This window comes from Pseudomonas sp. GM50 (assembly GCF_000282375.1).
GTDB lineage: Bacteria > Pseudomonadota > Gammaproteobacteria > Pseudomonadales > Pseudomonadaceae > Aquipseudomonas.
Map to the genome: position 1 here is coordinate 13,646 of NZ_AKJK01000067.1, position 20,474 is coordinate 34,119.

Sequence of the window (20,474 nt, forward strand, 5' to 3'; positions counted from 1 at the left end):
CAGTTCGCCTCTCCTGAAAAGCCTCTTTATCTGAACTTTTGCCATTCCCCAGATAAAATGACATGTTTAGCCCGAGTTCGACCAAACATCACTACCTGAGACGTTTTCAATGCCTTCTCTTTGGAAATTGCTTCAGGGTCACGAGACCCACGCCTGAAACCGGGTTATCTCGAACTGCGTGTAGGCCTAGATAAACGTGAACCTTAGGCCGTTACCGCACCGCTGGGTCAGTTAATATTCAATAAGGAATTTAGAAATGTTCTCAGAAGACGCACCGAAGTCTTGCCTGACTCCACTCTACCCAGAGACCTCCACTACAACAGAACCGCTGCAGTCTCCTGAGCACACTCCAATCCGGATTTTTATAAACAATTTTTCCTCTACAAACGCTGAGCGCCTGCTAGACAACCTTCCTGAGACATCTCACTTGAGCTCAAAGAGTTGGACAGATGACCACTTGGGCTATGCCGAGAGCGTTCCCTTCAGCGTCCTGCCAAAACGCCTACTACGAACAGCCCGTGGTAGCTTTGTCTTCAGCGAACGTACGGCCTCCTCATTACCGATCAATGAATTGCTCATCGAAGCAACCAATGCCGACTGGGCCATTGTCATCGTCGATGACAATGGCCCAGTCGGGTTGTTGAACCGACAGTTAAATTCACTTTCGATCCTAGGTATCAAACATCTGCTTCTAGTTATTTATAGCCCCCTATTGGCTTCTCCTGAAGGCCTCTACGACGCAAAAAAAATAGAGCTTCTTCGCATAGCAAAGCCGTTGGAATTCAAATCCGTTCAAACTCTACGGTTATCCGATGAGACTACAATACCTGGCAACGCAGCCCTTTCCAGCAACGATCTCTTGACGTGGTTTGGAAACATAAACTTGCCATCCACGGCGGATGAAAAAACCGTTTTCATTATTCAACAATCAACCCAAGCATCAGCCGGGTCGAAACAGCACAACGGCTACTTAGCCTCAGGCACCTTAAAAATAGGTGACGAGATCCGAGTGACACGTTCCGGCTGCAAAGCCATTGTTACCGGATTGAGCAGCCCGCAGGATGATGCATTTCAAGCTAACAAAAACGCGTCTCTAGTCCTTACTCTGGATACCGACATAAAAATCAAAACTGACGATATTATTAGCCTGGCTCAATATCCTTTGGAATCGACGGACCAATTCCAGGCAACAATTGTCTGGTTGAGCAAAGAGCCAGGATTGATCGGACGATCTTATGAGATAAAATTAGCAAATCAAGTTTGCAAGGTATCAATAACAAACCTGAAATATCGAATCAACCTCGACACCTTGGCCCATGAAGCTGAAACCAAAATAGAATATGGCGACGTTGTTGCCTGCACGCTGGCAACAACTCAATCTCTCGTAGCCGATGCTTATGAAAACAACAAGACCCTCGGAAGATTCGTTCTCAAGGAGCATCTAACCCAAAGACCACTCGCCGTCGGCATGTTCAAACATAGCTTAAGGCGCGCTGACAACGTTCACGCGCAAGCCCTTACTGTTACTTCACAAGACAGGTCAAAGCTAAACGGCCATACAGGTAAAGTTATTTGGTTCACCGGCCTGTCAGGATCGGGTAAGTCGACCTTGGCGAATGCACTGGAAGTAGCCCTAAATCGCTTGGGTTATCATACCTATCTACTCGACGGCGATAATATTCGTCACGGGCTTAACAAGGATTTGGGTTTCACCGATGCCGACAGAGTAGAAAATATCCGTCGAATATCAGAAGTAGCAAAGTTAATGTTGGACGCAGGATTAATAGTAATGACCGCCTTCATATCGCCATTTGCACAGGAGCGAAAAATGGCCCGGGAATTGATAGGAGAGGAAAGCTTTATAGAAGTATTTGTTAGCACTTCCTTAGAGGTTTGCGAGGCGCGCGACGTAAAAGGGCTGTATAAGAAAGCCCGAGCAGGCCAATTACCAAACCTAACTGGAGTGGGCAGCATATACGAACCCCCCTTGGCGGCAGATATAGACATCGACACCACAGAGAATAGCGTAGATGCCGGAATTGAAAAAATACTAGGCCAACTATTTCCCACCAGCAGAAGTTGAAAAAGTAGGTTAGCCAGTGTCTTTTAAAATATTGGCTTCAAGAGCGGCAAACCATAGCTCTAAATAAATTTAAATAATGAAAAGTCCTAGACCTCAATTTTCTCAGCCATCCACCGCGCAGACGATAATAAGGTGGATGGAATGCAAAATCCCTCCACAACGCGGATATTCCAAGCTTACGGAGGGAATTCTCATCAGCGTTCAATTGAGCCAGCAGCGACGGTCTTACATGGCCCGCTTCGACCTCTTGCATAACCTCGCCTCTGGTGATGAAACCCGAATCTATCGCCCTTCTCAAGCAGGAAATCCAAAGAACCCCATTTGTATTATGAAGCGAAACCCAAGGCTGGGTATTCATATCAGTATAATGAAGTAATGCGGTTTGGTCAGGCATATAAGCCTCAAGGGAATTCCACTTCAATGGAATTCCGTAGCCAATTTCACGGGCAACTTTCATATCAAACATCAATGTTTGATAATCCAGTGAGCCGTCATCCAGCCTGGCGACAATGTCCTCGACCTTCCAATCGAGACGCGCACAATCCAATAGCATAACGCTAAACTGCGACCGTCTTCCATCATTCGCAGTACTCACCGTTTGAAGGTGATTTCCTTCAAGGGGGTGATCCCAAAGCTCGGCGATATCCTTAAATACCTGCATATCAGCATCAAGATAAATGGCTCGGCCGGTGAAGTGACACAACTCTGGTATCAAGAAACGCTGGAATGAAAATGGCGTGCGTGCACGGTTTTCCAGAGCCTTCGGCTGTGGAATTTCGCGCCCGTGAGAATAAATAGTCGACAGTTCGATTGGAAGCGTCGAGTGCTCGCGAATCGAATACTCGAGTACCCGCATGGGCAGCCATTCCGCAGGAGTTGCCGCAACAAAAATACGAACCGTGTCATCAGAGCATCCTGAAGGAACAGCCATCTTGCCCCCCTCCATCAATGTTTAAACATGCCAAGTGAAGCCGCAACACTCGGATAATCGGTATTGTCCGAAAATCGTTTGACATAGTGCATGACATGCACATTGGAGCCGATCAGCTGTTGAACTTCATCAGTAATATAACTGCGGCCATAGTGCTTGGCCGGATCATCGACCATTACATTCTGATAGGCGAGATCGACTCCAATGAACGCATTTATTTGCGCGACAGTCTTATCAAACTCGAAAACCAGACTTTCATACTGTATATGCAACGTGTTCGTAGCCGATTCAACCTTGCGCATCGCCTTATAGGCACTCGCCCAAGAGTCAATCATATTTTCCACATCAGTGATTGCCTTCCACCAGTCTTTCCCCTGCTTCGACATCTCGGTACGTCTGAGCATTGAATTAACCACATCATAGGGATTACGTGTGATATGCAGATACTTAACCCGCGAAACCGATAGAACAGTTTCGAGCTCCTTATAATAGTTTGGTAATTTGTCACCCCATAAAATTAGAGGCTCATCACTATTGGATTGCTTATGATGCCACTTGTACAAATAGCGGATTGCAGGCCAGAGTGACTTCTCGGTGAAGTTGTGACTGTGAATATTGTCAGCCGTTAGCGTTTCGCGCTCAGAAAGCTCTCGCATCCCCCCCGCCAATGTCGACGCCCTGCGTTCACGTGTCCCCAAGGACTTGCCAAACACTTTGATCATATTCAGAAGATTCTCTTCAGACGACACATAAGCGTTGACGTTGGAGTTCAATACCTGCAACAAAGCCGTGGTACCGCTGCGCGGGGCACCACCGATAAAGAGAGGAGAGCGCAACATATCCATTTCAATATCAACCATGATTGATTAGCTTGCTTTAACCGTGAGTCTGCCCACACGGTTCTCTAAGTAAAATCGCTTTAACGACAATAACGGTCTTTCAAAAAATATGTATGAGACGCTGGCCAATGCAATAGAAAAGACTCCAACCCCAAAGAAAAGCAGATAGGGCTGCAGAACTGAAGGGAAGATGTTTTGATAGTGGGAGAACAGCGAAGAGCTATATGGCCTTGCAATATAATGAATGACGTAAACTCCATAGCTCACGCGACCTAGCCATCTGAATGCAGGCCACTCAAGTATGCTCACCAACAGGCCCGATTGAAACGCAATAACATGGGCAATCAACGAGAGCGAGAGCAGCGCAAAACAAATATGCGAGAAAGAAGCATAAAATGGATCCTGATTGATATCCGAAAAGTTGAAGTACCGATAGACACTTGCGCTAAAGGTCAAAGCAATGCCCAACGACATCCAGCATTTACTGCCAAATCTGGTGCCAAGGGATGGTTTGTAAGCGAGCAATGCTCCCAAACACAGTCCTTCAACACAACCCCACAAAGGATGCGTCACCTTATTCCAGAGACCTTGCACCCCATGGGATGCCAACCAGTAGGCCGAGACGGCCTTTATTAAAACACCCGCAAACAGCATGCCGATAATCAAGGCACTGGAGCGCTGCCGAGTGAAGAAAACAACCAGGAAAGGAACAATAAAATAAAACTGCTCTTCTATGGCCAATGTCCAAAAATGGTCCGCACTATCAAAGCCAACATCGAACATGGGACCATAATTTGATCCGTAAAAAATCAGCCAAGGCAGCTTGGCGATAAACGCTGGATCAGTGCTGCTGCAGTACAAAAAAAACAACGCCAGGTAATACAGGGGAAAGATACGTAACGCCCGTCTGAATCCAAATACAGAAAGCATCCGCCAGTATGAACCTGAATTATTTTCAACCTTGCTCCGTAGATCCAGCAGGGACCTGACTACCAGAAAGCCACTAATCGCGAAAAAAAGGATGACACCTACCCGTCCAAAATGGAAGTAGTCAAGCATCGTTCCGGGCCTGGGCCAAAGGTGCGCGATCAACACCAGAATCACGCCGAGCGCCCTTAATCCATCCATGCCCTTCAAATACGACTGACTCATGACTCGTTGCCGACTTCCTTGAACGACCACTGTGCTGTACGTTGAACCGGCACCGCGTAGTAATAATCACCCGTTACACGTAAAGGAATCGACTCGGATAGTGATACATGATCCACACCATCCGGGCTCATAACCTGAATTGATAAGGAATACGCACCGGGCGTCAGCTCAGCCCGTCCCAAATCCGCGTGCAGGATACTGGCTGTTTCAGGCCACTCCAGTTCACAACGTGCCGAGTTCCAATCCATCAGCACACTTTGCGATGCATCCTTCAACAGCACGCGTATCTGAACATTGTCGGCAAGCCTGGATATGTCGATATCCAGTGCCAACGCGGCACCATAACCGAGTTTCTTTCCAGGAGTGAAAAGCTCACCATTGACTTTCAAGTCAAACGATACGAGATCTGCATGATAGACGTGCCCACGCTTTTTCTCGTTTTGGTCGCCCACCTTGTCCTGATAGAGAGAAATAGCTTGCTGGACGCCACCGTCAAAAAGTGCACAGCCCTTCTCCAGATAGATACCGCGATTACAGAGGCGAGCAACCTGCCCGACCGAATGAGAAACAAAAATGACCGCGGCATTACGAGCGAGCTCATTGATTCGCTCGTAACAGCGTAGCCGGAATGCCAAATCACCGACGGCAAGAACCTCATCGATAATAAGAATGTCAGGCGTCATCACCGACGAAGCAGCGAACCCTAGACGTGATTTCATTCCAGAACTATAAAACTGGACCGGCGAATCAAAAAAATCGTCAATATCAGCAAACTCTTTAACCTCTTCGATATAACGAGTAAGGTCTTTTCCACCTTTCCCCATTAAACGACCACGAACTGAGACATTGTCTCGACCAGTCATTGTTTGCGCAAATCCAGCACTCATTTCCAATAAGTGACCAAGGTCGCCGTGATGGACAACGCTTCCTCTATCGGCCTTCAGTTTTCCCGCAATACACTTGAGCAAGGTACTTTTCCCGGCTCCGTTGTGCCCTAGTATCGCAAGGACCTCTCCTCGGCGGAGCGAAAAATTTATATCTCTCAATGCCCAAAATTCGGATTCACGCAGTTCTGAATCTCCTCCCTTTCCAAGAAAAGCTCCTCGCATCAAATCTTTTGCTGCATATCTAACGGACGCCCCCAAGTCCTTCGAGTATTTTTTCCACAGACCATTTACCTCTATGAGAGCACTCATTAATTGCCCATCCGCTCGAGAAGAATTGGAACCTGACGACCCAGTAACTTAAGTGACCAACATAAAATCATCAGTGCTCCGACTGTAAATAGCACCATAGGAAGCATATAGATCGAGTATGTCTCACGTAGAGCACATGATATAACTGCCAGAGGCGAAGCAATCGGATTGAATATATTCAGCCAATAAAGCGCCCCTGCCTGCTGTTCAACGGCAGGATAAAAAATGGGAGAAATCAAAATCATTGGCAAGCTGATGGAAGTCAGCGCTTTACGTACATCAGCATATAGAACGGACCAAGGCGCCAGTAACAGCCCGACCGTTGCTGCTGATATCAACAACGCTAATAGACTGAAGAAAAACCAAATCCAGGACATAATGTCTATCGGAAAAGGCAATCCTAAAATGGGGATCGCTATAATAATCAACAGACTCCGAATTGCCAAAGCAATCACACCCTCAAATACCACAGCCAGAACAAATGGGATGGGACCTACATCTATTCCGCGCAATAGCCCTCGGTGTGTTCGAATGAATGCCGACATATCCTGAACAATTTGCATCCAGCACTGAAACAGTGTTATACCCGCAAAAGCTCTTAACACGTCCCAGGCACCATCAACCGTTTGTGCTGAACCATGACCACTCAGCTCGCGCTTTATAAATATGTAACACGCCGCATATAACACGGGAATAATCAATGCCCAGGCATAGCCGAGTGCATGCTGCCTGATTTGAATGCGAATACTACGCACTGCAAGGGTAAAACCAGAGCGGATTACGTCTAAAAACATTATAATTTTAGCCTTGGTGTAATTCGGAATTGCAAACTTTCAATACAACCTGAGCGGCAATTTCATTAAGCCTCAGAGATGAAGCGTCACTATTCGACATATCGACCGCATAACATTCAAGAAACCAATTAACAAACTTTGAGTACTTCAACTCCAACTCCGGAACACTGCAACCCCTGATATAGCCCCATGCCTCATCAAGATTATTCAGATTTGCGTTGAAGGATACGCAGTCATATTCCACCCGTCCGAAGGTAACAACAGGCTTTAACTGCAATAAAGCTTCAAAACCAACTCCACTATTTATCGTATACACTGCCAAGGAGTGGTTTATTAAATCCTGAATATTCGCATCACTGTAAAAGACTGTTTCCCCATCAGCCAGACTTTCGAATGACTTCATGCTCTTCATGTTAGCCGGGTGGGGTTTCAGGACGATCGCCACTCCATTTTTACGTGCCCAAGCCACCAGCGCCTCTACAACATCCAATTCAGCAAGATCAGAGAAATACTGGATTGACTGATCAGTGGGAATTTGAAGAGGAAAGAAAATATAATCTCTTGGTACATTGATAAGTTGACCATAAGAGTTTGTTGCACGAGGAATCAACCCATCGACCAGCAATTGAAGCTTTGTTTTAGAGTCACGTTGTCCAAATTTACTGGGTAACGTGCCCTCCAACAACTGCCGACGATACCTGTCAAACGCCTGCCCGTCAGCGTAAATATCATTCAAGATGACAGGATAAATGCTTGAGGCCGCACTCCACCCCCGATCATTCACCACAAAAGCCCAACGAAAAAACTCCTGCATGTAAAAAAGCACGGGGGTTTTTCCATCCTCGAAGTCAATATGACAGCGATGAGGTATAAGGGCTAACGCAGATCCATCAGCCTCGACCCTCTCTCTATTAATTTCCCAATTAGGCAGTTCGAAAATATCGACTGACAGCCCTGCCCGTTCCAATGCACTTGCCAAACGCAACGCAAACTCTTTCCAATACAGCCGTAATTCAATGACATCATCAGTAAGCGGCTTGGGCAGGCTGGACACCACACTGCTCCGTTTCCAGGGCAGGTCCAGTCTAGGAATATAAAATGCGATGCGCTTAGTCAAATAAACTGCGGCCTGGATACGTTGATGCATCCACTCCGTAATCATATTACTTTCCTGGGTGAAGAACGCTTGCACAATGTTCTGCGCTACTTTGCGCTTGGCATCATCATCCGACAGCAGATTCTGGAAAATAAAGAAACGCAGATCGTACAGTTTACGCCCGCCTTTACCCGCCCAAACCATGCTTGAATGTCCAAACTCCCAATCAGCATACTTCCGTTTCAGGTTGTAGAACTTAACTCGCTTGGCGAAGTCTTTCATGCGGCGATAGAACACCCGCTGATCGATAAACCATTTCAATGAACCGTCAGTGAAGTGTCTATCTATATCCGCAGCGACCCGACTCAAGAATTCGATAACATTCGGCAAAGGGGCGAACCAGATCGAACCTGTAAGAATTGCCAAGTGCTCAGGTTGCTCCTCCAGCAAATCGCGTCTTGTAATAATGACTTGCGCATCGACCTTATCTGAAAAATTAAGATCGAATGGGTTCACGACCAATGAATCTGCATCCACACTAAAAACGGGAAGTGAACATTCAGAGAGTATGTGGGAAATCTGGAGAAATCGCGCACTGGCATAATAAGCACGCTTCTGATCGAGGCTCAACCTTGAAAGGTCAATGGTTTCAAATGACACACTCAATCGCGTCGATTTTAGAACCTCAAGCATACGATTAATACGATCAATTGTATTAGGCGCTGGATTCACGACATGCAGAGAAAAAGTAAAGCCTGGAGAAAAAATATCCACACTTCGTATCAGGGATATTGCGTAATCAAGATACCCGGCATCACAGGCAGAAAACAAGATAACCCGCTCGTTACCCTTTATCTCCGGTGGAATAATCCACTGTGTCGCCCGACTCACCATGCCAACAACTCCCCACTCAGATTATGCTATATGATCACAACGCCAACATAGCACAAAATCGAACTTTTCTAAAATGCTCAAAGTAGCCATCAAAATGGCATTCGGCGTCAATCATAGCAGGTTACAAAACATCACTTAATTTAAAATTGAACCACCTTTCACTCGACACACAGATTAGCTGTGTGCCGTAATCCCGGCCTTCTGTGGAGTTCACGCCCCCATTAATGGCATATAGACACCATTTTAGCCCCGTCAGATTCAATCTCCTCCCGGGTGACACGTGGCATTAAGTCTCCCTGACTCTCATACTGTCGAAAACCTCGGTCAATTGCCAAAGTCAACAAGCCACTACCCCAGCAGGTTTCCATATGATCCTCGTCACTAAATAACGAAGTATCTTCCATAAACCCCAATCCTGGCTGATCCAGGTTTATAAAGGGGATTTTATATGTCCCGGAAATACTGGTGATATCCGCCAAGTGCTCTTTCAATCCATACTGAACCTCAAATTTATAGTAATCAGTCCGCACAGGTGGTTGAAAGAAGACGATCTGAATACCATGGTCCCGCCCCCACAGCGCAATCATGTTAAAAAGCGAATCCCCCGTCCCATATGTGCTTATATCGCGAATGCCCTGTATCTTAGCGCTCTCGTTAGTAACGATCATCGTTTGATCTACGTCCGCCATCCGGGTCTTTGGAAGACTTCGGCGCTCTCCATTCAGTGACAGGCTCGCCAACAATGGGTCGTCGGCAACCTTGATTGCTTCACGTGACTTCGACCAAAGTGCAGAGATCCTTAAAGAGCTACGTTTTGCCAGCAATTCTGATTGAAATTTTAGATCATTACTATTTTTTAAACTTTCAAGCATTCTAAATACCGGCTTGCAACCTGAGTCTTCCCTATCCTTATCACACAAGGAGGAAAAAGAGCTCAACAAAGGCAAGTATTTCCGATGATCATCTTCAAGAATCAACCTATTGGGTCGCCTTAACAAGAATGATGTTTCAAAATAAACACGCTTTATGTTCGGAAAACTTAAGCGAAGAATTTCCGCCTGCAGCAGTAGACCATATGTAATTTCGTTATAGCTGTTCCCAGCACCCAGCATTGTACCCTGCAATCCGAAAAGCGAAGGACGAAGCACTTTGCTTCTTGATGTCCCTACATACCCGGTTGTGATCTGTTCAGGGTTCGGATTCTGGCTAAACAGGGCGACATTTTGCACCAACATCTGATTCCCATTTTCTCTCCCCTCAATGCTTAATCGAGGCAATATACTCATCAACTCGACCGGCGTCAGATCAGCATTAGAATCCAATACTGAATTAGAGCGGCGTACAATTAGCTCAACAACAAGCCCTGCCCCCAATACCATAAACCCCGTGAGTAGGTAAAGGCTCGCACGCCTCATACGGGTTTTTCGCGTTGTATCAGAATTGAAAATATATGAAGTCATTACCATCAACATAATAGACAAGAGTGAATATCGAAATGGCTGTAAAGGTGACTGCTGCCTTCCACATATCCATTCCAGCCATATTAAAATTATATGTTGTCTTATGTACAATCCACTGTATTGGAAGAAACAAAATTAGCAATTCGAAATACAAAGGCTCCAACTTCGTCGATGACCATCCAGGAAGAGGGGTTACTATTTTTTCCAAGATCGTTATAGCGTCCGTAAAAGTCACCGCCCGAAAAAAGACCCATGCTATAAAAACGACGAGCATCGTCATAAGCCAAGCAAATGGGGGCCAACGTAATGTGTTCTTTACAACACCAGGTAACGGTGCCGTGTCAAACCAGCGGTTGACCGTAAGTGATACGCCATGTATCCCCCCCCACAAAATAAAATTCCAACTCGCTCCGTGCCACAAACCACCTATCAACATCGTCAGTAGTAAATTTCGCTGGATTTTCCATTTCGCGGAAACCCGAGCGCCTCCCAAAGCAATATACAGATAATCACGTAGCCAATTGCTTAGTGTGATATGCCATCTACGCCAAAAATCGCGTATGGAAAACGCTGCATAAGGCTGGTTGAAATTAAAAGGTAACACGTAACCGAACAATAGCGCCGCTCCCAGCGCCATTAACGAATACCCCCAGAAATCGCATAGAATCTGTATACCAAACCCAAGTACGGCTAAAAAATTATCCAAACCAGAGTAATTTGCAGGGGCTTTGAATATAACATTGACAAAGTTAGCAAGTCCATCAGCGAGCCCGGCTTTTAGCGCTAACCCTGCGACAAACATATAGAGGCCATTATAAAAACGAACACTATCCCGTTTCTGCATTACATGAATCTGAGGCATAAACTGCCCCGCGCGACAAATAGGTCCAGCGATAAGGTGCGGAAAGAACAAAACAAAAATGGCAAAAACTGAAAAATCCCTTTCGTGTTTTATTTTCTTTTGACACACATCAACCTGATAGGAAATCAGTTCAAATACATAGAAAGAAATCCCCAAAGGAAGAATGATCGACAGAGCTGAGCCATGCAAACCTTCATCTTCAACATTCATCAACGCATGAATATTTTCCAGGAAAAAATTCATGTATTTAAAGTAAGCGAGAAGCGCCAGATTAAGTAGGCAGGCTACAAACAACCACCTGCGGCAATGAGTACGTTCTATGAGGCCTCCAATTATCCAATTCACGACAATCAGACCAAATAGCATTACCCCGAAAGCAGGGCTCCAGCTAAAATAAAAATAACCGCTTGCCAACAATACAACAGCCTGCCTTAGCCTTAGCCAAGGCGACAACCAATATGCAAGTAGCGTGGCACTTAGCAATACAATATACTGAATTGAGTTAAACAGCATTACGCCTCAACTCCAGAGATCTTTATTGTTTGATTAAAAACCGATCTCAGCTGAAGCATTAAACGTCCAACTGAATAATTTTCGGATAGGCTTGCCTGGGCTTTAGATACTAAACTCATACGCAACTGTGGATTATCGATCAGTTGTGTTAAAGCGGCTTCCCATCCTGCCTGATCTGTAAGCAGCCCACAGCCATCAGAACAACACTCATCATAAATCATGTCCGCCGTGGCGACTACCGCAGTCCCAACGGCCGAGTACTCTATCCACTTATTAATATTTTTTACCTGATTAAAATCGGTCGATGCAAGCGGACAAATGCCTATATCCCATTTTCTAAGCGCCAAAGCATCTAAAAACTCTTCATAATCAGGGATACTGGGCAATACAACTATACGCCCACCAAACTCTTCAAGGCTCGGAGGTTTGGGAATTTTCCCAAAAAGTTCAAATTGAGTATCTGGGTATTTCCGTAGAACATTTATAAGACCAGGTAATGCGATCTCAAAATCGTGGGCATGATCAAACCCCATATACCCTATTACCTTGACACTCCGCAGTTCGACTTCAACCATGGGCTCACCCGAACAAAAAATATCACCGGCATATACTCTATCCTTATTTACACCCAACTCAACCAACCGCTCTCTCAATCTAATATTTGAACAATAGACCAAGTCCACACTGTCTAAAAGATGACGAACAGCATTTAATCTCAGCGGATCATTATGATAATTATATTTTTTCTCCCCCAACACTTCAGGCACATTCAAAATATCATCATCAATACAATATAAAGTAGGCAACGCATTCGCCTTACAATAGGCCAACATACTTTCTGCGTGAGGACCGCTATAACGACAAAAAATCACAAATGTTGGAGCCGCATCATCCAGGTATTTTTTTGTCCAATCCCAAGACTCTGCTGATCGTATGCCCACTTTAAACTTTTTTGCTATTTGTTGCTCCGTCAAAAAACTTACCGCACACTCACCTGAGTCGATAACCTCCTTCATCGGTTTTAGCAGACATAGCTGCACCGTCGGGATGATTGCGTTCGCAACGATCAGGAGACGCATGGGAGCGCCTGCGACTCCACGTGGAGCCTCAGAAACACGCTTATCTTCCTGACGAAACTTACCCATCAGAAAATTGATAAATTTTAACATCTACTACCTCATAATGACCTGATTTTCCTGGAGCATTGAACGCCTTAGATGAAAGCGCCCCTGTTCTGTCAAAGAGCTCTAATAACTTAAACTATCGCATTACAAAATAGAGGTCTTAATAGATTCAGCGCTTTCAGCTGCTTTCAATTTCGCCTCGTAAGCCTTAATTATTTTTTGGCGCTTACGCTTTGCTTCATAAACGTCTTTATGTGGAATGTAGCCCGCAATTTTATCTGCGGCGGCATTTTTCTTATCCCAGATTCCCCGCAAGAACGAAGGAAGCAAATGACGGTACTTTATGTCTCTGATTAAAGATGGCCGCAGGTAACCGATAGTGATTTCTTCCTGAATTCTTTCTTCAGTCAGAGATCCATCGGCCAGCATCCGTCGAACTTCTTGAAACCAAACCCAGGCGAATTTATTTCCACAACAGGACCACGGCTGTGTATATACATCGGTGTAATGAAGCAAACGAGTATTAGCATCCCAATGTTCAAGGCTATTCCACTCAAAAGGAACACCATACTTCACATGCTGTTCGTCCAGAATACAGAGTCCCGCCATCAACTCATCATAATTGTATTTCCCTTCGTCCATACCCGCGACGATGGCATTAACATCCCAATCAAGATTAGCGCAATCCAGCAACATTACCGCACATTGTTTTTTTCTTAACTTCGGAGCCCCTACTTTTTGAAGAGTTTCCTCGACAAACTTCACTTCCTCCTGAATAATAACTTTTGCGCCTTCAAACGGTATATTCCAAAGTTCACGTATATCATGCATGACCAACATGTCCGCATCCATATATATCGCTTTGCCTTTATACTCGCATAGCTTCGGAATGCAGAAACGACTGAATGAAAATCCCGTTCTCTGACCATTTCTTGGATCGAGCGGCACCGGCACCGGTAGGTCAAGCATTGGAATCACCTCAACCTTTGCTGTCGTATGCCGCCGGATTGAGTACTCCAACACGGGGACGGCCAGTAGCTGGGAGCGATCCACGCCTACAAATACCCGGATTACTTCATCATCAACCATTTCCAACTCCTTATAATATATAAACCGTCTGTAATGTTTCACATCATTCGTAATCAGGCACGCAAAGCCGAGTTTCGAACGCGCATTAGAGTCGGTCAGGAGGCTGTGCACTTAGGGCCGAACAGATCATCCACAATACGTGAGGATGCGTTGCCACCCACTATCATTCGATTAACATAATCACGGGAAAGCGAATTCTGCGGCGCCTTCACGGACTCTTGCATCACGCCAGCTACAAAATCAGCCCAGTCTGTGGACTGACGAATTTCATAGAGTGGCTTATAGCTGTCGATTTCCAGCTCATGTGCAACCACTGCAACCGAAAGATCTAACCTTGCCGCATCCATCGCCACGGTAGAAGGTGTTGTAATCACCGCTTTCATACGACCCAGTAACGCACTGGCGGTGTAGCTTTCCCAATCAGGACTTTGAGGATCAGCGATCAATACATTAGGTGCAACTGGCTTGTCGCCTTCGTATTTCGAAGTTAACCACAGCCCAGCATGATGTGGCTTTATCAAAAATGTGATCGTTGTAAATTTTTGGGCAAGCGCCATCACACCATCCAGAAAAAATTTGCGGTATTCATCAGAGTAACGATGCCAATGCAAATTTTCAAATATACCGATCACGCACTTATCTTCTGTAATCAAAGCGCTCAAATCGGCGGTCTTTTCCGAGATTGGTTTCGAAAGGCCAATGGGCAGACATTTGGACTTCGTTTCTTTGCTCACTCTCGGATGCAAGGTATCTAACGGTCCCCAAAGATAAATCCTGTCTGCCGCAAAATTTATTTTTTCGATGACATGAATTTCATCACTGTAGGTTAAACCTACATTTTCAAATCCATGCTGCAACGTAGCAGTGAATATTCCCGCTTTCTTTGCATGCTCTGTTAGTTTTCGGGTGAAGCGATGTGGCCCCAGATTTGTTTCCGCAATAGAAAGCATGACTTTTGTATGATCGCTAAAAACCGGCGCATCGTTCGCCGTTGCCTCTGCAATGGGACTCAAGAAGATATCGTGCTCACGCATGGTTTTTACGACGCGTGGAGACTTCCTTAACAGAGTGATGCTGCTCCACACTTGAAGTGGTATTCCACGACTCTTGGCTTCCAACATGAGTGGTAGCGCCAGGTCCAGATCTTGAATAAGGTGCAGCAGAACGATCAATTCCGGATGTTCTGCACTGTCTTTCGCCAGCTGAATGTCCATGGCCGCGAACAGAACGTCCTGCCATAACGCACCAATCACCGGTGAACTGAAGTGCTTGTCAATTAGCTTGAGACCGAGTGCAACATCGGTGACGGCCGCTTCTTTGCTTGACAGATACCGGCGTAATCCCGATACAAAGTCGTCCACTACGATGCTGCCAGCCAATGGCAAGAGGGCCGGCGTCCCCGTCGCCACAACCGGAATGCCACGGGTAAGTGCATGCACGGTACGGTTGGCCGACTTGCAAATACTGAAGGCATCGCGAGAATTCGGAATCAGCACGACACACGCGTCACTCATATACTCTTCAACTCTCTCTATCGACCATTCGTGGTAGATAGAAGGAATAGCCATCGGCTTGATAAACTCTTCATATTTATTGAAACTATTACTTATGACGACCAGTTGAACCGGAAATTCAAGAGCAATCATTTCAAGTGCTTCACGAATTTCAAGCAGGTCAAGCATGCCAAACTTGGCATAAGCGGCACCGTGGTTGCCGAACCACAGTAAACGCATTCGCCCCTGGGGAGCGACCGCCATCGTCTGGACTTTCTTTACAGAAATATCTTGTGCACGGCGTAGAGTATCCTTGACAATTTTCGTCGCAAGGGTACGTGAGGCATCATAACCCTTATAGGCCTTCTTGGCCCAAAACCTCCACTTCAACCAGGACTTTCTGCGTTTGATCTGCGCCTTGATCAACCCTTTAAAAGAAGATGTTCGTAAAACGTTGATACGAGCAGAGAGTTTATTCACTTGCTTGGAAGGAGCTGTCTTGAGCTTGATGTCCTTAACATCAAGCGCATCAACAATTCGCCGACTTCCTCTCTGGTTCGTTGAGTCAGACGCTACACCATCCGGCACAATGCAAACCGGAACGCCGGGCACCCGGCCCCTGATCTGCTCGGCAAGAGGCTCTGTCGTTGTGACGATAGCCGTTGCATGTCTGGACATCGCAATAAACATGTCAGAAGCTTTGTTTTTATTTTTTTTCCCATAGCCATCAATAAAGATGTTATCACACAGATCAATAATGACTGGCACCCCCCGAGCACGGGCCTTTTGCGCCAAGCTATAACTTTCAATAGAGAAATTTTTAACGATAACCAAGGCATCTAAAGTTTCTACATCAACAGGTTTCTGACTCGTAAACAGCTGATTTGTGTGCCCAAAATCTTCCAGGGCCAAGAGTGGCAAAATAGCACGATAGCGTACACTCGCCATATCGAGTGATAATGAGACGACACACCACCCCACTTGTAGCCTACGACCTCTTGATTCTGCACCCATATTTAAACTCTTTAATATTTAAAACAGCTGGTAGTTTTATTGAAGAACCACACCCCGCCCTCTCAAGGCGAAGATATCGATTCAAGCGATCTTTTCGCACACACCTTTTTAACCATGCAGCAAATACAAAACCGAAACGCCCAAAACGTGGCTTTTCGGTAGATCCCGCAACGTTCAAGCTCTATCATTCGCCTTACAAATGGTTGAACTCGCGCTGTTTTAAAAGATTCAAGAATTTGGCAATTATTTTCATCCGACAGATAATTTAACGTATCGAGAGCAACAATATTTTTTCATTCCATTCTTTGAAGCGACTAGTAATCACGAATTTCATTCATGCCAACCGATCCGCCATGGTGTTGTTTGATCCGAGACAGTTGGAATATTGACAAAACCGGGTGCACGATCGAACAAAGGGGCGCAGTCCAACGAGGAACCCTCTTCACTCACGAGCTTGGTTCTACTGCATGGCAAGCTGAACCTGCGCTCTAACGATGGGAAAAATTGCATTCGGACTTACCTCAAACACTCCAGCTCCCCGTTCCTGACTTCCCGAGTGGCTTAATGCCGGGCGCCTGGATGCGGCTTTCTTGGTTTCGCGAAAACGCCCTCAATATATCAAAAGGCCATCACTGGAGCACCCAGTTCATGCGTCTGTTTTATGACGCCTACTGCCTTATAAATTGATTTCTGCAAAAAAAGTGCCTTACAGGGTCTATTCAGGAGGAATCACAAAAAAAACCGGATCTTCACATCGAAGGCGGTTTTTTTTGGTTCTTCACGGAATCCCGGGAAACACATTCTTGATCTTCACGAAAAGAATTCGCTATCCCGGTAACCGTACGCCATCCGTTTGATGACCTTTATTCGATTGTTTATTCCTTCCAACTGCCCCGTGTGCATCGGCCAGCGAACCCGACTTACAATGCCCCGCCAGTAAGTCTTTAGCCGTTTGGCGAATTGGATCAGAGCCGGTATTCCACTTTCATGAGCATGGCGCAGCCATTGCTTCCAGGTCGATCTCCAGCCCCAGGCGGTACTCGGTGTCCAGAGCGTTTTGAGTTCAGCCTTCATCAAATAGACCGTCATCAACGCTTGGTTGGCCGCCAGCAGATCCTCCAAGCGGACCTGTTGTTCCGGTGATTTCAGGTTCTGCGGGTTACGCAGAAGTAGCCATCGCGCCTGCTTGACGACCTTTCGGGCAGGCTTGTCATGCCGCAGTCGATTGGCTTCGTCGACGCGGACCCGATCAATCACCTCTCGGCCATATTTGGCGACCACATGGAAGAGGTCGTAGACCACTCGCGCTTTGGGGCAATGCTGGCGAACCTCCAGGTCAAAAGCGGTGTTCATGTCCATCGCCACCGCTTCGATGCGAGCACAACCCTCTGGCCCCAGTTCTTCGAAAAATGGTCTGATCGCCGCCCGGCTGCGACCTTCGCCGATCCACAGCACTCGTCGTGTATCCGCATCCAGCACCACACTGGCGTAACGATGACCCTTGAACAGGGCGAACTCGTCCATCACCAGACGTCGCGGTTGCGCCTTCGGCAAAATGCTCAACGCCGCTTGCAAGGCTCGACGCTCCAGCAATCGAACGGTGTCCCAATGCAGCCCAAACATCTGCGCCACGTGTAGCGTGGGGAGGCGCTCGCAAGCTTGAATTACCGCCTCTGCCAGACGCCGCGTCATGCGGGCATAGCGATCCAGCCAACTGACAGCCTCCATGCGTTTGCCACAATCACGGCAGCCCACCCGCCTGAGCAACACGCTTAGGCGTACCGCACGACCGAGAATCGGCAAGTCACGAACGGTACGCTCGCAATACTCATGCGTGGTTGAACAGGTTTTTTGGCAGCCGCCACAGGAAGGGAATCGGGTGGCGTGGGGAATCAGATCGATCTGGAGAGCGTCGCCATCAGGCTTGATCGTGACGACAGAAAAGCCCGCGCATAAGAACGCCGGTTTGTTAGATGTGTTTGCTCGCACGAACATCATCAATCAAATCGGCGTTCTTGTTTCTGTGTTTCCCGGGATTCTGTGAAGAACCTTTTTGTAGCTATTGCTCTAGCTTAAGGCGCGTAAGTCAGCAACAGCTCACTCGGCACTTTAAAATCCAGCGACATCATCACGCTCAACGCGGTAATGGTGAAGATCGAGAACACGAACAGCTTGCGTGCCCAGACCGTGTCATCCACTGCCTTGTAGCCGGTCCAGGCCATGTACAACCAGTACATGCCCATGGCCGCGGCGACGGCGAGGTAGCTCATGCCGGCGTAGCCGCTGAAGGTCAGCATCAAGGTCGCTACGAGGAACGCCAGGATGTAGAGCAGGATGTGCTTCTTGGCCACTTCAATTCCGCGCTTCACCGGCAACACCGGAATCGATGCGGCCAAATAATCGTTGAAACGGAAGATTGCGATGGCGTAGGAATGCGGCATCTGCCACAGGCTGAACATCACCAGCAGCGTCAGTGCGGCCATGTCGAAGCTGTTTGTCACAGCCACGTAGCCAATCACCGGCGGCATCGCCCCCGACAGACTGCCCACCAGCGTGCCGTGAACCGACTTGCGCTTGAGGTACAGACTGTAGAAACCGACGTAGATGACGAAACCGATCACCGCGAACAACGCAGCCAACGGGTTGGCCACCTTGTACAACAGTGCAACGCCGAAAACACCAAGGATGGTCGCAAAAGCCAGGGCCAGTTTCAGAGGGATCAGGCCCTGGACCAGCGCACGGTTCTTGGTGCGTTCCATCTTCAGGTCGATGTCGCGGTCGATGCAGTTGTTGAACACGCAACCGGAAGCGACCACCAGGGACGTGCCGATCATGGCGGCCAGGAAGATGGCCAGATCGACATGCCCTTTGGAGGCCAGGAAAAATCCGCCTGCCACAGAAAGCACGTTACCGAAAATGATCCCCGGTTTGGTGATTTGGATAAAGTGCTTGAGGGACATGCGGATTTACCTCACTTCGCCATCATGTTGGTGTGGATGCTGAACATGATCCACAGCGACAGGCCTACCAACAGGACGATTACGATCGCGGCGAAAACAAACGCAATGACGTTGTTACGCTGCGCCGCCGAACGGTCCAGGTGGAGGAAGTACACCAGGTGCACCAGCACCTGGATGACTGCGAAGGCCAGTACGATCCACAGGGTCAGGGCTTTCGGCAGTGACGGGTACATCACCAGGCCGAAAGGAATGACGGTCAGGATCACCGACAGGATGAAACCGATAGCATAAGACTTGACGCTGCCGTGGCCGGCGTCGTGGCTATCGTGGGAATGAGCGTTAGCCATTTACATAGTCCCCATCAGATAAACAACGGTGAATACGCAGATCCACACCACGTCCAGGAAGTGCCAGAACAGGCTCAGGCAGCTCAGACGGGTCTTGTTGGTCGCCGTCAGGCCGTTTTTCTGCACCTGGTACATCATGATCGCCATCCAGATCAGACCGCTGGTCACGTGCAGACCGTGGGTGCCGACCAGGGTGAAGAACCCGGACAGGAAACCGCTGCGGCTAGGACCGAAGCCCTCGGAGATCAGCATATGGAACTCGTTGATCTCCATGCCGATGAAGCCGGCGCCGAACAGGAAGGTCATGGCCAGCCAGCCCAGGACCTGGTTCTTCTTGCCCTTGAACAACGCCAGCATGGCGAAGCCGTAGGTGATCGAACTGAACAGCAGCAGAGCGGTTTCGCCCAGTACATATGGCAGTTCGAAGATGTCGTGGCCCGACGGGCCACCCGCTACGTTGTTAACCAGTACCGCGTACGCCGCGAAGATCGACGCAAACAGGATGCAGTCGGTCATCAGGTAGAGCCAGAAACCGAATACGGTCATCTCGCCCGAGTCGTGGTGATGGTCATCATGCCCATGTCCATCGACATGGGTGTGTCCAGCATTGGTCACTAAGTTCGACAT

General features: G+C 47.4%; 15 protein-coding genes and 1 pseudogene. 1 reads left to right on the forward strand and 15 read right to left on the reverse strand.

Features of this window, described 5'->3' with window-relative positions; genetic code table 11:
* The first annotated feature begins 256 nt into the window (after positions 1 to 256).
* Positions 257 to 2,083 (forward strand): adenylyl-sulfate kinase, encoded by a 1,827-nt coding sequence (gene cysC / locus PMI30_RS12985; protein ID WP_008010542.1) that lies wholly within the window; start codon positions 257 to 259, stop codon positions 2,081 to 2,083.
* Between the two features lie 37 nt (positions 2,084 to 2,120).
* Here cysC and PMI30_RS30125 read toward each other — a convergent pair whose 3' ends face one another.
* The 15 genes and pseudogenes from PMI30_RS30125 to PMI30_RS12920 form a co-directional block, all read right to left on the reverse strand.
* Positions 2,121 to 3,014 carry a glycosyltransferase gene (locus PMI30_RS30125; protein ID WP_008010544.1) on the reverse strand — a complete coding sequence of 298 codons (894 nt, stop codon included), beginning with the start codon at positions 3,012 to 3,014 and terminating at the stop codon, positions 2,121 to 2,123.
* A 14-nt stretch (positions 3,015 to 3,028) separates the two neighbouring features.
* A complete protein-coding gene (locus PMI30_RS12980) occupies positions 3,029 to 3,874 on the reverse strand; it encodes a sulfotransferase family protein (RefSeq protein ID WP_008010545.1) in 846 nt (281 codons plus the stop codon).
* A 6-nt stretch (positions 3,875 to 3,880) separates the two neighbouring features.
* Positions 3,881 to 5,005, reverse strand: coding sequence for an acyltransferase family protein (locus PMI30_RS12975; protein ID WP_008010548.1), 1,125 nt, complete (start codon positions 5,003 to 5,005; stop codon positions 3,881 to 3,883).
* Positions 5,002 to 6,201, reverse strand: coding sequence for an ABC transporter ATP-binding protein (locus PMI30_RS12970; RefSeq protein ID WP_008010550.1), 1,200 nt, complete (start codon positions 6,199 to 6,201; stop codon positions 5,002 to 5,004). The genes PMI30_RS12975 and PMI30_RS12970 overlap by 4 nt, the downstream gene beginning before the upstream one ends.
* Positions 6,201 to 6,995, reverse strand: coding sequence for an ABC transporter permease (locus PMI30_RS12965; protein ID WP_008010553.1), 795 nt, complete (start codon positions 6,993 to 6,995; stop codon positions 6,201 to 6,203). The genes PMI30_RS12970 and PMI30_RS12965 overlap by 1 nt, the downstream gene beginning before the upstream one ends.
* Before the next feature lie 7 nt (positions 6,996 to 7,002).
* Positions 7,003 to 8,985, reverse strand: coding sequence for a capsular polysaccharide export protein, LipB/KpsS family (locus PMI30_RS12960; RefSeq protein ID WP_008010554.1), 1,983 nt, complete (start codon positions 8,983 to 8,985; stop codon positions 7,003 to 7,005).
* A gap of 221 nt (positions 8,986 to 9,206) precedes the next feature.
* Positions 9,207 to 10,445, reverse strand: coding sequence for a hypothetical protein (locus tag PMI30_RS31310; RefSeq protein WP_157173029.1), 1,239 nt, complete (start codon positions 10,443 to 10,445; stop codon positions 9,207 to 9,209).
* Positions 10,420 to 11,820 carry an MBOAT family O-acyltransferase gene (locus PMI30_RS12955; protein ID WP_008010558.1) on the reverse strand — a complete coding sequence of 467 codons (1,401 nt, stop codon included), beginning with the start codon at positions 11,818 to 11,820 and terminating at the stop codon, positions 10,420 to 10,422. The genes PMI30_RS31310 and PMI30_RS12955 overlap by 26 nt, the downstream gene beginning before the upstream one ends.
* Positions 11,820 to 12,989 carry a glycosyltransferase family 1 protein gene (locus PMI30_RS12950; RefSeq protein WP_008010560.1) on the reverse strand — a complete coding sequence of 390 codons (1,170 nt, stop codon included), beginning with the start codon at positions 12,987 to 12,989 and terminating at the stop codon, positions 11,820 to 11,822. Before PMI30_RS12950 ends, PMI30_RS12955 begins: the two co-directional genes overlap by 1 nt.
* Before the next feature lie 99 nt (positions 12,990 to 13,088).
* Positions 13,089 to 14,033 carry a glycosyltransferase gene (locus tag PMI30_RS12945; RefSeq protein ID WP_008010562.1) on the reverse strand — a complete coding sequence of 315 codons (945 nt, stop codon included), beginning with the start codon at positions 14,031 to 14,033 and terminating at the stop codon, positions 13,089 to 13,091.
* Positions 14,034 to 14,128: 95 nt separating this feature from the next.
* Complete coding sequence (locus PMI30_RS12940; RefSeq protein ID WP_008010563.1) at positions 14,129 to 16,540, reverse strand: glycosyltransferase; 2,412 nt, start codon at positions 16,538 to 16,540, stop codon at positions 14,129 to 14,131.
* A 778-nt stretch (positions 16,541 to 17,318) separates the two neighbouring features.
* Positions 17,319 to 18,535, reverse strand: a pseudogene (locus PMI30_RS12935) (ISL3 family transposase).
* 77 nt (positions 18,536 to 18,612) lie between these two features.
* Entirely contained in the window at positions 18,613 to 19,500 is an 888-nt protein-coding gene (gene cyoE, locus PMI30_RS12930; RefSeq protein WP_008010569.1) for a heme o synthase, read from the reverse strand.
* Positions 19,501 to 19,511: 11 nt separating this feature from the next.
* A complete protein-coding gene (gene cyoD / locus PMI30_RS12925; RefSeq protein ID WP_008010572.1) occupies positions 19,512 to 19,847 on the reverse strand; it encodes a cytochrome o ubiquinol oxidase subunit IV in 336 nt (111 codons plus the stop codon).
* The gene (locus PMI30_RS12920) at positions 19,848 to 20,474 is read right to left on the reverse strand and encodes a cytochrome o ubiquinol oxidase subunit III (protein WP_008010573.1); all 627 of its coding nucleotides are present in this window, start codon (positions 20,472 to 20,474) and stop codon (positions 19,848 to 19,850) included.